Origin of the sequence: Salipiger sp. PrR007, assembly GCF_010499845.1 — a bacterium.
Lineage (GTDB): Bacteria > Pseudomonadota > Alphaproteobacteria > Rhodobacterales > Rhodobacteraceae > Salipiger > Salipiger pacificus_A.
Genome location: NZ_JAAGOZ010000012.1, coordinates 21028 through 33755, shown reverse-complemented (window position 1 = coordinate 33755; position 12728 = coordinate 21028). Strand labels below are relative to the sequence as shown.

The window sequence follows — 12728 nt, the reverse complement described above, 5'->3', positions numbered from 1 at the left end:
CCGGAGCGGGTCCGGCGCGAAACGCTCACCGCGTAAGACCGATGTCTTTCAGGCCCGTCGAAAGGACCTCGACCCCGTCGACGGCCCGAAGCGTTGGGTTCATCGAATGCGCGGGCATCTCGATCAGATGTCCCGCACGCACCGCGCGCAGCTGGCTGGCAACCGGATCGCTTTCCAGGAACGCGCGTTTCGCGCCCACGTCGTCGCCGGGGAGGTTGCGCCGCTCCATGGTGCCCAGCACGATTACATCCGGATCGAGCTCTGAAATCGTCTCCCAGCCAACCAGCGGCCATTCCTCGTCCGAGGTGATCACGTTGCGCACCCCCACAACTTCGGAAATCCATGCCGGGGCTCCGAACCGCCCGGCCACATAGGCTTCGCCGGCGATCTCGGGCGACGAGAACCAGTAGAGCACCGAGACGTCCCTTGCCTGCAGCGCTGCCGCACCCGCCGTTGCCGCCTCGATCCGGGCGGCATTGGCAGCAACCAGGTCAGCCCCCCGCGCCGGCACGCCGAAGATCTGGGCCAGTTCGGTGATCTCCCGGTTCAGCAGATCGTCGCTCCAGGCCTGCGCGCGGGCGCCGTCGCCGCTGCCCGCAACGAAGTCGCTCTTGGCGCATTCCGCAGGCGAGACATAGGTGCTGATGCCGAAATCGTCGAACTGGGCGAAGGTGCCAACCCGGGCCTGATCCGGGGCGATGTCGTTGATCCACTGCGCCGCGACGAAATCGGGGCGGGCTTTCAGCACGGCCTCGAAACCGGGCGAGTTGTCGGCGATGCGCGGCACGGCTTGCCCCGCGTCGACCAGCGGCGCTGGTAGCGGCGCGAGCCAGATGGCGGTCCCGACGATATGCTCGGCGAGGCCGAGCGAGAGCAGGATCTCCGTCGTGCCTTGGCCGATCGAGACCACGCGCTCGGGCGGCTTGGCATAGGTCGTCACACGGTCGCAGTTGGGGATCTGCAACGGGTAGTCGGTCGATTCAGCAAATGTGGTTTCAGGAATGGGCAGCAAGGCGCAGCACAGCAGCGCAAGGCCGCGGAGGCGGCCCGAGGTTGCAAGAAACATCAATATCCTTTCCCGGACACCCCGTCCGGTCGGTTGCGCAGGTGACGCCCCCGCGGGATCGCGGGGCCGGAACGGCAGGTCTCCTGACTTGCGGCCATGGTCCCGAAACCGCCTTCCCGCGCCGTTTGGCGCAGTGGCTTCGCCCGGAGGGGCGGGTGGCTCGGAACGGACGCTTACAGTTGCGGGGGCAGTCCCGGAGTCCGCGGCCCAAGGCCGCGTCACCGGGTTCCCTTTTCATCCCGGATGGGAACCGTTCGCGGCGAACCTCGGGGCGGCGCCGTGCTTTGTCAAGTTGCCATGCTCGCATCGGCCCGGCGTATCGGGGTCGCCCTGCATCCCGGCCGGGCAGTGAAGCGAAAGCCCTCGGTCGGCGGTCTTTGCCACCAGCGCCGGATCGTGGCTGACCAGCATGATGGCGCAGCCGTCGCGCTCGGCGGTGTCCACAAGCAGGCTGATGACCTCTGCCTGGGTGATCGGATCAAGCCGCGAGGTCGGCTCATCGGCAAAGATGAAGGCCGGGCGCACCAGCAGCAGGCGCAGGATCGCCAGTCGCTGCAACTCCCCGCCCGAGACCTCGCCCGGCTTGCGACCCAGCAGCACTGGGGCAAGGCCGAGGCGCTCCATGTGGTGCTCGATCTGCCGCGGGTCCTGCCCATGCAGCCGCGCCACATCGCTCAGCGTGCGCTGAAGGCTCTGGTGCCGCGGAAAGGCCGCGACGGGATCCTGATACAGCTTCTGGTAGGCGCGCGCCCGAGATGCAGTGCGGGTGACGCGCCCGGCGGAGGGGCGGTGCAGCCCGAGCAGCACATCCCCCAGCGTCGATTTCCCACAGCCCGAGGGCCCAGTGATCCCGAAGATCTGCCCCGCGGCGATATCCAGCGACACATCACGGAAAAGCTCCCGGTCGCCGCGGGTCGCGGCGAGCCCCTCGGCCCGAACCACGCTGCTGCCCGCGGGCGCGGGCGCGCGCTTTTGCCATGTCTCGGGGTCCGCCGCGATCAGCCGGGCGGTGTAGTCGGATCTTGGCGCGGCAAGGACATCGGCGGTGGGGCCGGTCTCGACCACGCGGCCCTTGCGCAGCACGATGATCTGCCCACCGACCCGCCGCGCCAGCGCAAGATCGTGGGTGATGACGATCAGCCCGCCGCCGCTGCCGACCTCTGCCATCAGCAACTCGGCCACATCGTCGCGGCGCGCGGCATCAAGCCCCTTGGTCGGCTCATCGGCGATGACGATCCGCGCACCCCCGGCCCGCGCCGCGGCGATGGCCACACGCTGCGCCATGCCGCCGGAGAGTTCATGCGGCAGTTTTGCTCCGGCGCCCTGAAGCCCCAGCGCTGCCAGATCGTCACCGGCGCGGGTGCGGGCTTCGGCGGCGCTCAGGCCGCGCACCAGTTGATGCGCCTCGGCGACCTGCCGCGCGGCGGGCATCAGCGGGTCCAGCGACAGCCACGGCTCCTGCGGCAGCACCGCGATCTGCCGCCCCCAGAGGCCGCGGAACTCGCGCGGCCGCGCGGCGCTGATCCGTCGCCCACCGATCTCGACCTCGCCCCGCGCCGAGAGGCTCTCGGGCAGCGTGCCCATGATTGCCTGCGCAAACAGGCTCTTGCCCGAGCCGGTCTCGCCGAGGATCACCAGCGGCACCCCCGGCTCCAGCGTGATCGACAGCGGCTCGACAAGCTGCGTGCCGCCGTCGTGGATGCAGATGTCCTTTGCGCTCAGAAGGGTCATGTCTCGCGGCTCCCGGCCAGAAGGGTGAGGCCCAGCAGCAGGCCGAAGGTGGCAATCACCGGCGCAAGCAGCGCATGCGGCGCCTCCTGCCAGTAGGGCATGAGCTCGACCATCATCAGGCCAAGCTCGGGCGTGGGCGCGCGCATGCCGACGCTGACAAAGCCGAGCGCGGCGATGCCCATGATGGCCGTCGCCATGCCGAAGGCCCCCGCCGTCAGCATCATCGGGGCGATCTCCGGCCAGAGGTGCCGGCGGAAGACGTAGACCGGACCAAAGCCCAGAAGCCGCGTCGCCTGCACCGCCGGGGAAGCCAGCGTGTCGCGCACCGCGGCGCGGGTGAGGCGGAAGAACTCGACCCAGAGCACCAGCGACAGGCCTAGCCAGAAGCCGGTAGCGGTCGAGGGCATGATCGCCAGCACGATGAGCACCAGCAACAGGCCGGGCAGCGCCAGCAGCGCATCGGCGAGCGTGGTCAGCACGCGGTCGGTCCAGCCGCTCCGCGCCGCGGCGAGCGTGCCCAGCGTCAGGCCCAAGGCTCCGGCGGTGGCAACCGCCGCCAGAGCGATCAGCGGCGAGAGCCGCAACGCATCGGCCAGACGGTGATAGATCGATCGGCCCAGATGGTCATAGCCCAATGGCGCGCCCGCCTCGGGGCCGGCCAATGCCTTGAGCAGGGATTGAGCGAAGGGATCGCCCGGCACCAGCACCGGGCCGAGGATGGCGAAGGCCAGCGCCAGCGCCACCAGCGCGGCGCCAAGGCTGCGCGCCCAAGGAAAGCCCGCGCGAGCTGCGGGAGGATGCGCGATGCTCGTCATGCCAGCCCCCTCGGGTCGAGTTTGCGGGTCATCGCATCGACACCGGCGTTCACCAGCACGAAGCCCAGCCCCAGCACCAGCGCGGTGGCCTGCACCATCGGCACGTCGCGGGCAAAGATCGCATGCACCAGCGCGTGGCCGATGCCGGGCCAGCCGAAGACCGACTCGACAATGACCACGCCCTCGACCAGCGTGACGAATTGCAGCCCAAGGTAGGTCACCAGCGGCACCGCGACGTTGCGCAGCCCGTGGCGCAGCAGCACCTGGCGGCGCGACAGCCCCTTCCACTCGGCAAAGCGCCAGAACGGCATGGCCGCGATGCGCGCCATGGCATCGCGGGCGATCCGCGCGTTCACCGCGGCAAGGCCAAGCGCGAGGGTGACGGTCGGCAGGATGAAATGCCGCGCCGCGCCGTGTCCGGCGGCGGGCAGAAGGCCGAGCCCGACCGACAGCAGCAGGATCAGCACCAGCGCCAGCAGGAACTGCGGCACCGCCCGCAGCCCCGTCGAGAGCACCAGCAGCCCCCGGTCGAGCAGGCCGCCGGGCCGCAGCCCGGCGAGGATGCCGAGCGGCGGGCCGATCAGCAGCGACAGCGCCAGCGCCGCAACGGCAAGCTGCAGCGAGGCGCCAAGCTGGTGGACCACCTCGTCCATCACCGGCGCGCCCGAGACCAGCGAGTTGCCGAAGTCCAGCCGGGCCAGATCGCCAAGCCAGCGCAGCAGCGCCGGAAGCGCCGGCCCGTCGAGCGCCAGCTCCTCGCGCACCGCATCGGCGGCGGCGGCGTCGACATTGTCATATCCGTAGCGGTGCGACGCGATGCGCCAGGCCATGTCGCCGGGCAACGCGCGCATCATGGCGAATGTGGCGGTGCCGATCAGCCCCGCCACCAGCCCCGCCTGGATGATCCGCGAGATCAGTGACTTCATTCAGTCCGCTCCAGATCCTGCAGGCCAAAGCTGCGCTCGTAGGGATCGATGGTGACGCCGCTAAGATCGGTCGCTGCCGCGAGCGTCTGCTGGTACCACGCGATCGGGATCACCGGCAGCTCGGCTTGCAGGATCTCGGCGGCATGGGTGCGGTCCGCGTCATCGCCGTCGCCGCGCGCAATGCCCGAGACCAGCTCCACGAACTCCGGGTTGTCCCAATTCATCGCGCCCCAATCGCCGGTCGGCACGAAGTCGGACATGACCGTGCCGATGGGATCGGGGATCAGCGAGAAGTTCCGCGCGATCAGCCCCAGGTCGAGCGAGCCATCCTGATGCCCCGCGGGGATCTCCGAGGAGTTGGTGGAATTGATCGTCAGCGCGACGCCGATCTGCCGGAACTGCTGTTCGAGCACCGCCGACACCAGCGGCAGTTCGGGACGGTCGGGATAGGTGGTCAGCGTCAGGGCAAAGCGCGCGCCGTTCTTGGCCAGAATACCATCGGATCCGGCGCGCCACCCCAGGCCCTCGAGCAGCGCCTTGGCGGCCTCGGGATCGTAGGCCAAGGGCGCGACGCTGTCGCTGTGCCAGGCTGAGACCGACGGCGGGAAGAGTTGGTCGGCGCCCTCGGGATAGCGCAGCACGGCCTTGGCGATGCCGTCGCGGTCGATGGCGAGGCTCAGCGCCCTGCGCGCCTCGGGCGTGTCCAGGAAGGGGTGACCCGCATTGACCTTCAGCAGCAGCGTGCGCGGGATCGCCACCGAACGCACCTCGACCGCGTCCGACATCCCCAGCCGCGCCACCGAGGCGGGATCGAGCCCGAACACGAAATCCGCATCGCCCGACTGCGCCATCAGAGCGCGCGTCTCGACCCGGCTGACCGCATCATAGGCAACCTCGGCGATATGCGGCTGCGCCCCCCAGTAGCCTTCGAAGGCACTGGCATCGAGCGACAGCGGCGGCGTAAGATTTGTCACGCGGTAGGGGCCGGTGCCGATGACGGCGATCCCCTGTCCGTCGGCGTCATAGGCGGCGGGCGCCATGATCTGCGAGCGGAACTCGGCGAGATAGGCGGGAAGCGCCGCGCGCGGCTCGGTCAGCGTGATCACCAGCGCGCCGTCTTCGGCCGTCATGCCCGAAATCGGCAGCGAGGCCAGCGGGCCGGGCTTGGCGCGGGCAATGGTCAGCGCTTTGAGCACGGCCTCGGCGTCCATCGGGCTGCCATCGTGGAAGCTCACGCCGGGGCGCAACGTGAAGCGCCAGTTCAGCCCGCCCTCGGACACCTGCCAGCCAGTGGCGAGCCCCGGCACCAGATTGCCCTCTGCGTCCGCATCGACGAGGGTTTCGGTGATCCCCATGCGGGTGAAGATGTAGCCGCTGGTCGAGGGCTCTGCGCCCTTGATCTCGAACTGTGCCGCCACGGTCAGCGGCCGGCCCGGCTCTGCGGCGGCAAGCGCCGGAACCGAGAGCATCAGGGCTGCGGCGAGCGCAGGAATTCGTGTCATCGGAGGGAGACCTTTGTGCAATGGAACCTCGGCCCGAAGGCGTCGCGAGGCCATTACGTTATATCATAACATACCGCAAGCACGTGATCGCCCCATCAGAAGAGATTGCTCCGTGCCCGCATCAATCGGGCTGCCCGCATTCTCCGGGATTTAACCCGCGCGGTCGATCAGCCATCAGAAGGCTGCGTCTGTGCCGACACTGATCCTGCACCGCGTGCCTGAGCCACGTAGATGGCCACCGCCAGAAGGTCGGGCGCGAATCTCAGCCCTGGACCAAGTTTCTCAATTCAGAACCCATCCTTGATCTTTAGGTGGCTGTGCATGTGCGGTTCGCTTCTGCCGTGCTGGTGGATTTGCTGGACATCTTCCAGCGGCACCAGGGACAGATGGCCGTGACGAATTCCCCGTTCGGCGAAGAGACCATGCGCATAATCCTCCACATCTTCCACCCGGCCGCGCATCACGGTCACCTCCATGGCATTCGTGTGGTCGAGCGGCACCGACAAGGCCGCGATGGCCTGGTCGTGACGGGAGTGGCGGGTTTGGGGGACGCGGCGCCCCAGATCCCGGGTCGCGAGGTCCAGGGCATAGCTGACGATCCCGATGCAATCCGCCTCCTGGGGTGCGTTGCGTGTCAGGGCACGGCGCATCAGGTCCCGGATCGCCTCCGACCTGTTGGTGGCGCCGGACCGTTCCATGTGCCTGTCCAGCTCGGCCAGTAGGTCGTCTTCTATTGCGATCGTGATCCGTTGCATGGCGCTCTCCGTGCTGATGCGCCAAGCATCCGCGCTAAGAAACCGAGGCGCAAGCGGGCTGGCACTTTACACTGCCGGGAGCCGGAGTATGAAATATCGCAAAGTTTTTCATACTCAAAGGCGCCATGATCCGTCCACTGACACCCCTCGCGCTCGCAGCTTCGCTTCTGCTGCCTGCGCCCACCGAAGCGCGGCCTCTTGTGCTGGCGATCGGCGGCGAGCCCGACGGCGGCTTCGATCCGATCATGGGTTGGGGCCACTATGGCAACCCGCTCTTTCAGTCGACCCTGCTGCGCTACGATGCCGAGCTCACTCTGGTTGGAGACCTCGCGACCGACTTGACCCTGTCGGGAGATGGGCGTGTCTGGCGGCTGCGCCTCCGCGGCGACGCCAGGTTCTCGGACGGAACGCCGCTGACGGCCGAGGATGTCGCTTTTACCTACAACACGGCCAGAGCGGCCGGTGGGCTGGCCGACCTGACCGTTCTGAAGGAAGCCCGCGTCCTTGATGAATTGACAGTCGAGCTGGAACTGACCGAACCGCGGATCACCTTCGTCTCGCGCCTTGCCACGCTCGGCGTCGTGCCGGCTGCGACTTATGGTGAAGGCTATGCCCGGCAGCCTGTGGGCTCCGGGCCTTTCCAGATGGTCGAATGGCGCGAGGGCGAGCAGTTGCTGGTCGAACCGAACCCCTATTGGCATGGTGGCGAGATCGCCTTCGAGCGTGTCAGCTTTGTCTTTGGCTCGGAAGAGGCCGGGCAGGCGCTGGCACGGACGGGGGCAGCGGACGTCGTGGCCGTGCCGCCATCCATGGCGGATGCCGCCCCCTCGGGACTGGCCGTGCTTCATGTCGAGACGGTCGACAACCGGGGGCTGGCTTTCCCGATGCTGCCAGACACTGGCGCCACGACCGATGCGGGCACGCCGATCGGAAACGATGTGACGGCGGACAGGGCCATTCGTGTCGCGGTAAACCAGGCCCTCGACCGCGAGGCGCTGGTGGCGCTGGCCCTGAACGGTCACGGTCGCCCTGCCATGGGTCCCGCTGACGGCCTGCCTTGGGACAACCCCGAGGCCGCGATCCCCGGAAATGACCCGACCGCCGCGATGGCCACGCTGGAGGCGGCGGGATGGCGCGATACCGACGGGGACGACATCCGCGAGAAGGCCGGTCTGCGCGCTGCGTTCCGGGTGCTTTACCCCGCCAGCGACAGCACGCGCCAGGCGCTGGCTCTGGGCGCGTCGGAACAGTTGCGCGGCATCGGCATCGACGCCCAGCCGACGGGCAGCAGCTGGGATGAGATCGGGGCGCTGATGCATTCGCAGGTCGTTGTGCTCGGCTGGGGCGCGCATGACCCCTCCGAGCTTTTCTACCTGCACCATGGCGACTATGCCGGTGTCGACTATTACAACACCGGTCACTATGCGAACCCGGCTGTCGATGCGCGCCTCGAGGCTGCCGAGGCCGCGAGCAGCTTTGACGCATCTCTTGGCGAGTGGAAGGCAGCGGCCTGGGACGGCGAGACGGGTTTCGGACCCAAGGGCGATGCAACATGGGCCTGGATGGTCAACCTCGAACATTCCTACTGGGTCTCTGATTGCCTGGACCTGGGGCCGCTTCAGATCCACCCCCATGGCCACGGCTTTCCCATCACCCACGACCTGCCGTCCTGGCGCTGGACCTGCGAGTGAGGGCATGGCTGCCGACCCTGCTGGCCGGACGCCTGGTCCGGCTGACCTGGCTGCTGCCGCTGGCGGCAGTCGGGCTGTTCACGCTGATCTCGCTTGCCCCCATTGACCCGGTGCAAGCCTATGTGGGCGGCCGCAGCTCGCAGATCGGCCCGGAGCAGCGCGACGCCATCGCCGCCGCCTGGGGTCTGGACCGACCGGCAGCCGAACGATTTGCCAGTTGGCTCGGTCAGCTGACCCAGGGTGACCTGGGGCAATCCATCACCTTCAACGCGCCCGTGACGCAGGTCATCGCCACGCGCCTGCCTGCCTCGCTGGCGCTGGTCGGGCTGGCCTTTGTGCTGTCCTTCGTGCTGGGCACTCTGTTGGGCCTGACGGCGGCTGCGATGCGCGGGCGCTGGCCCGATCGTGTGATCCGCACGCTTGCCGTTGCCTTGGCGGCAAGCCCGGGATTCTGGGTGGCAATCCTGCTGGTCGCCGTTTTTGCCGTCGGGCTGGGTTGGCTGCCCGCCTGCTGCGCGATGCCTCCCGGACAACTGGCCACCGAAATCACTTTGGCGGATCGCTGGCGTCACATGGTCCTGCCGGTCGTCACCCTATCGGTCGTGGGCATTGCGCCGCTGGTGCTGCACACCCGGCAAAGCTTGATCGCCTTCCTCGACAGCCCCGCCGCACACCACCTTGCGACCCATGGAGCGACGCCCCTGCGGCTGGCACTTGGACCCGGCCTGCGCCACGCGGCCGGGGTCGCGCTCACCCTGCACCTCGCCGGAGCGGGAGAGATCTTCGGAGGCTCGGTCCTGGCCGAGGCCGTCTTCGCCTGGCCAGGCCTGGGGCAGGCCACCGTGCGCGCGGCGACGGGGGCAGACGCGCCGCTTCTGATGGGGATTGGGCTCGCGACGCTGCTGTTTGTCTTCGCGGGCAACCTGCTGGCCGACATCGCCGCCCGGCTGGCCGACCCGCGACTGAGGCGCCCCGCATGAGCAAAGCGGCCGAGCGGATCCTAGTCGTGCCCACGGGCCGACGGCTTCCGGAGCGCCGGGCGCAACGACAGGGTCTCGTCGCGCTGGTGCTGCTGGGCGCGGTGCTGACGGGGGCCGCGCTGCTGCCCGAGGGTGCCCTGTCGGTCGACGCGGCCGCACGTGCGCTGCCACCGCAGCGGACGCATCTGATGGGCACCGACCTGCTGGGCCGCGACATCGCCGCCCGCACCCTGGCAGCCCTTGCGCAAAGCGTGCAGGTCGGGCTTCTGGCGGCGGGCGCATCGACCCTCGTGGCGATAGTGCTGGGGCTGGCGACGACCTTCGGGCGCGTCGCCGATCACGCGGTCGGGATGCTGACGGAACTGGCGCTCGGACTGCCGCACTTCGTGCTGCTGATCATGGTTGCCTTTGCCACGGGCGGTGGCACGACAGGTGTGATCGTCGCCGTGGCGCTGACCCACTGGCCGCGCCTCGCGCGCGTCCTGCGACACGAGGCACAGACGATCGCCACGTCGGAGTACGTGGCAATCTCGCGCGCGCTGGGACGGTCGCGGAGCTGGGTCGCCCGGCATCACCTCGTGCCGCACCTCGTGCCGCAGATCGTCGCCGGTTTCATCGTGATCTTCCCCCATGCGATCCTGCACGAGGCAGGGCTCAGCTTCATCGGCCTCGGGATCGAACCGCACCTGCCGTCGATCGGCGTGATGCTGTCCGAAAGCCTGCGCGAGATCATGGCGGGACACTGGTGGGTTGCCGCCGCGCCCGGCCTTGGTCTGATGCTGGTCGCCGTAACCTTCGAACGGTTCGGCGAGGCATTGCGCCGGCTGACGGATCCGGCGGGAGGCATGGCATGACCCTTAGGATCGAAGACCTGGCTGTGACCTTTCCGACCGGCCCGGTTCTGGAGGGCGTATCCCTGTCGCTGGATCGCGGCGAGGTCGTCGGGCTGACCGGCACCTCCGGCGCGGGCAAGAGCCTCGTCGCCGAGGCTCTGGTCGGAGCATTGCCGCCGAACGCCATCCGGACAGGCCACATCACCATTGCAGGCAATCCAGTCCGCCCCCGGACGATCGCACTGGCCCCGCAGCGGCTGGATGCGCTGGATCCGCTGGCGCGGGTCGGCCGCCAGATCCAGCGGTTCGCCCGCCTTGCAGAGCGATCCGCCGATGTGACTGGCGCGCTGGCCAGTGTCGGCCTGCCGCCGGACACGGCCCGGTTCTACCCGCACGAGCTGTCGGGCGGCATGGCGCGCCGCGTGCTTCTGGCCACGGCACTGGCCACAGGCGCGGACTGGATCATCGCCGACGAACCGACGGTCGGGCTGGACGAGGCCGCCGCGGCCCGCGTCCTGTCGCTGCTGGCCGATCTGGCTGCTGCCGGGCGAGGGGTAATGGTGATTTCGCACGACCTGATCGGTCTGGTGAGGATCGCGTCACGTATCGTCATCCTGCGAGAGGGCAGGCAAGTCGAAACGGCGCCGAAAGCCGCATTTGCCGGGACCGGTAGCCTCCTGCGCAAAGCCTTTTCACAAGCGCTGTGGGATGCGCAGCTTTCGCCGGATGCTCAATGCTGACCGCCCGCGACCTGCGCCATGCCTATGGCAATCGGCAGATCCTGACCGGCGTTGACCTTAAGCTCTCCCCGGGCGAGGTGATGGGCGTTGGCGGAGCATCGGGCTCTGGCAAGACGACCCTTTGCCGGATCCTTGCGGGCCGGTCGGTGCCCGATTACGGCGAGGTTCTGCTCGACGGAGCAAGGCTCGAAACGGCAAGACCGGGGCTCCCGGCCCCGGTGCAGTACGCCCCCCAATCCCCCGAGCTGGCGGTCGATCCCCGCTGGCACGTGCGCAAGGTCTTGGAAAACGGCATGGTCCCGGACCCCGAGGTGCTTGCGGCGCTCGGCATACGCGACGCGTGGCTAAACCGACGGCCGACGCAACTTTCGGGGGGAGAGCTGGCGAGGGTTTCCCTCGCGCGCCTGTTCCACCCGCGTCTACGGGTTCTGATCTGTGACGAAATCACCAGCCAATTGGATGCGATCGAGCAGGATCTGCTTCTGAGGGCCCTGCTCGATCTGACCCGCCAGCGACGGATATCATTGCTCCTTGTGTCTCACAGCAATGGCTTGAGGTCCCGTTTTTGTAGCACAAGCTTGGTGCTCGACAGTCAGGACAACAGATAGGCCTGCCAACTGCGACCGTTCGTGCGTGACGCAGCGAAAGGGGGAGCTTCGCCCTTCCTCCCGGACAGCGTCGCAGTCGCAGCACAAACTGAGCAGCTGAGGCAAAAGCGCGGTTTGTCCGCTTTGGCAGCTTCTCCGTCCATCTCGAGATTACGGTCGGATCGCCAAGTGCGCACATACAAAGCTGGCGCGTGTTGCAATGTCGGCGCGCGGCAGCTCCGTGGTTTTGTATCCGAGCGCGGTGTACGTCTCCCGCATGACGGCGCAGGTCGCTTCGGCCTCGGCGCGGGTCTGCGTGCGTTCGGTATCCTGCGTGAAGATCTCGTCCCAGTAGGGCGCAAGGAAGACGCGGGCGTTGTAGCGGGCTGCCTTGGCTGCTGCGGTGACGTGGGTCGGCACGGGGAGGCCGCAGAGGGTCAGGTAGCCTAGGGTGTCGGAAAAGCCGCGGTCGAAGATCACCGGGCCTGAGAGCGCCTGTGCGGCGCTGTAGGCGCGGAGGTCCTGCTCCAGCATCCGTTCGGCATAGGCCATGCGGTCCGCCCAAGGGAGGGCGTCCCCGCCGCTCTGCATCTCCTCGCGGATGATCGCGCGGCCGGATTCTGGGATCGTGTGGAAGCCGCGACGGGCAAGCTCGGTGATCAGGCTGGTCTTGCCCGCACCTGGGCCGCCCGTCACGACGAAGAAACGGTCGCTCATGGGCCATCCTCGGTTGTGAAGGGGGAAGGGCTGCGACGGGATCAACACGCCCGAAGGCGCGGATCAAAGCAGCATGAATCTTCGCAGGGAAAACATCACCTGTCTGCGCGGCAGAGGCAAATCCTCTGACGAAAAAGGCAGACCTATCTGGTGCTTTTAAGTGGAGGATTGGTGGAGCCTAGGGGGATCGAACCCCTGACCTCTTGCATGCCATGCAAGCGCTCTCCCAGCTGAGCTAAGGCCCCAATCGCGGTGCTCTTTGCCTTGTCCGTCGTGCTCTTCAGAGCGTTTCGGCTTCGGTCCGGAGCGGTGTCCGCCGCGCCGTCTCCGGCGCTGTGCGGCGTGATCTATGGGATGCTGCGGGCGGGTTCAAGCGAAAAAATGA

Annotated in this window: 12 protein-coding genes, 1 tRNA gene and 1 riboswitch; of the genes, 5 read left to right on the top strand and 8 right to left on the bottom strand. The window is 68.1% G+C overall.

What is annotated here, in order from left to right; translation table 11 throughout:
- Nucleotides 1-25: 25 nt before the first annotated feature.
- The 6 genes from G0Q01_RS04100 to nikR form a co-directional block, all read right to left on the bottom strand.
- Nucleotides 26-1066 (bottom strand): ABC transporter substrate-binding protein, encoded by a 1041-nt coding sequence (locus G0Q01_RS04100; RefSeq protein ID WP_164190601.1) that lies wholly within the window; start codon nucleotides 1064-1066, stop codon nucleotides 26-28.
- A gap of 70 nt (nucleotides 1067-1136) precedes the next feature.
- A riboswitch (cobalamin riboswitch) is annotated at nucleotides 1137-1321 on the bottom strand.
- Entirely contained in the window at nucleotides 1301-2797 is a 1497-nt protein-coding gene (locus G0Q01_RS04095; RefSeq protein ID WP_164190599.1) for an ABC transporter ATP-binding protein, read from the bottom strand. (Overlaps the previous riboswitch by 21 nt.)
- Entirely contained in the window at nucleotides 2794-3612 is an 819-nt protein-coding gene (locus G0Q01_RS04090) for an ABC transporter permease (RefSeq protein ID WP_164190597.1), read from the bottom strand. Before G0Q01_RS04090 ends, G0Q01_RS04095 begins: the two co-directional genes overlap by 4 nt.
- Nucleotides 3609-4538 (bottom strand): ABC transporter permease, encoded by a 930-nt coding sequence (locus tag G0Q01_RS04085; RefSeq protein ID WP_164190596.1) that lies wholly within the window; start codon nucleotides 4536-4538, stop codon nucleotides 3609-3611. Before G0Q01_RS04085 ends, G0Q01_RS04090 begins: the two co-directional genes overlap by 4 nt.
- A complete protein-coding gene (locus G0Q01_RS04080; RefSeq protein ID WP_164213022.1) occupies nucleotides 4535-6040 on the bottom strand; it encodes an ABC transporter substrate-binding protein in 1506 nt (501 codons plus the stop codon). Before G0Q01_RS04080 ends, G0Q01_RS04085 begins: the two co-directional genes overlap by 4 nt.
- Nucleotides 6041-6327: 287 nt before the next feature.
- Nucleotides 6328-6795, bottom strand: coding sequence for a nickel-responsive transcriptional regulator NikR (gene nikR / locus G0Q01_RS04075; RefSeq protein WP_164190591.1), 468 nt, complete (start codon nucleotides 6793-6795; stop codon nucleotides 6328-6330).
- Between the two features lie 125 nt (nucleotides 6796-6920).
- Here nikR and G0Q01_RS04070 point away from each other — a divergent pair, with 125 nt between their 5' ends.
- Genes G0Q01_RS04070 through G0Q01_RS04050 form a run of 5 tightly spaced genes read left to right on the top strand, consistent with a single transcriptional unit; the run spans nucleotide 6921 to nucleotide 11647 of the window.
- Nucleotides 6921-8486, top strand: a complete 1566-nt coding sequence (locus G0Q01_RS04070) for an ABC transporter substrate-binding protein (protein ID WP_164213021.1) — start codon at nucleotides 6921-6923, stop codon at nucleotides 8484-8486.
- The gene (locus tag G0Q01_RS04065; RefSeq protein ID WP_370457172.1) at nucleotides 8483-9466 is read left to right on the top strand and encodes an ABC transporter permease; all 984 of its coding nucleotides are present in this window, start codon (nucleotides 8483-8485) and stop codon (nucleotides 9464-9466) included. Before G0Q01_RS04070 ends, G0Q01_RS04065 begins: the two co-directional genes overlap by 4 nt.
- Complete coding sequence (locus G0Q01_RS04060; protein ID WP_164190586.1) at nucleotides 9463-10320, top strand: ABC transporter permease; 858 nt, start codon at nucleotides 9463-9465, stop codon at nucleotides 10318-10320. Before G0Q01_RS04065 ends, G0Q01_RS04060 begins: the two co-directional genes overlap by 4 nt.
- Nucleotides 10317-11039 carry an ATP-binding cassette domain-containing protein gene (locus tag G0Q01_RS04055; RefSeq protein ID WP_164190584.1) on the top strand — a complete coding sequence of 241 codons (723 nt, stop codon included), beginning with the start codon at nucleotides 10317-10319 and terminating at the stop codon, nucleotides 11037-11039. The genes G0Q01_RS04060 and G0Q01_RS04055 overlap by 4 nt, the downstream gene beginning before the upstream one ends.
- Entirely contained in the window at nucleotides 11033-11647 is a 615-nt protein-coding gene (locus tag G0Q01_RS04050; RefSeq protein ID WP_164190582.1) for an ATP-binding cassette domain-containing protein, read from the top strand. The genes G0Q01_RS04055 and G0Q01_RS04050 overlap by 7 nt, the downstream gene beginning before the upstream one ends.
- A 150-nt stretch (nucleotides 11648-11797) precedes the next feature.
- Here the strand turns inward: G0Q01_RS04050 and G0Q01_RS04045 are convergent, their stop codons facing one another.
- Both G0Q01_RS04045 and G0Q01_RS04040 read right to left on the bottom strand, forming a co-directional pair.
- Complete coding sequence (locus G0Q01_RS04045; protein ID WP_164190580.1) at nucleotides 11798-12343, bottom strand: AAA family ATPase; 546 nt, start codon at nucleotides 12341-12343, stop codon at nucleotides 11798-11800.
- Nucleotides 12344-12512: 169 nt separating this feature from the next.
- Nucleotides 12513-12588, bottom strand: a tRNA-Ala gene (locus G0Q01_RS04040).
- Between the last annotated feature and the right edge of the window lie 140 nt (nucleotides 12589-12728).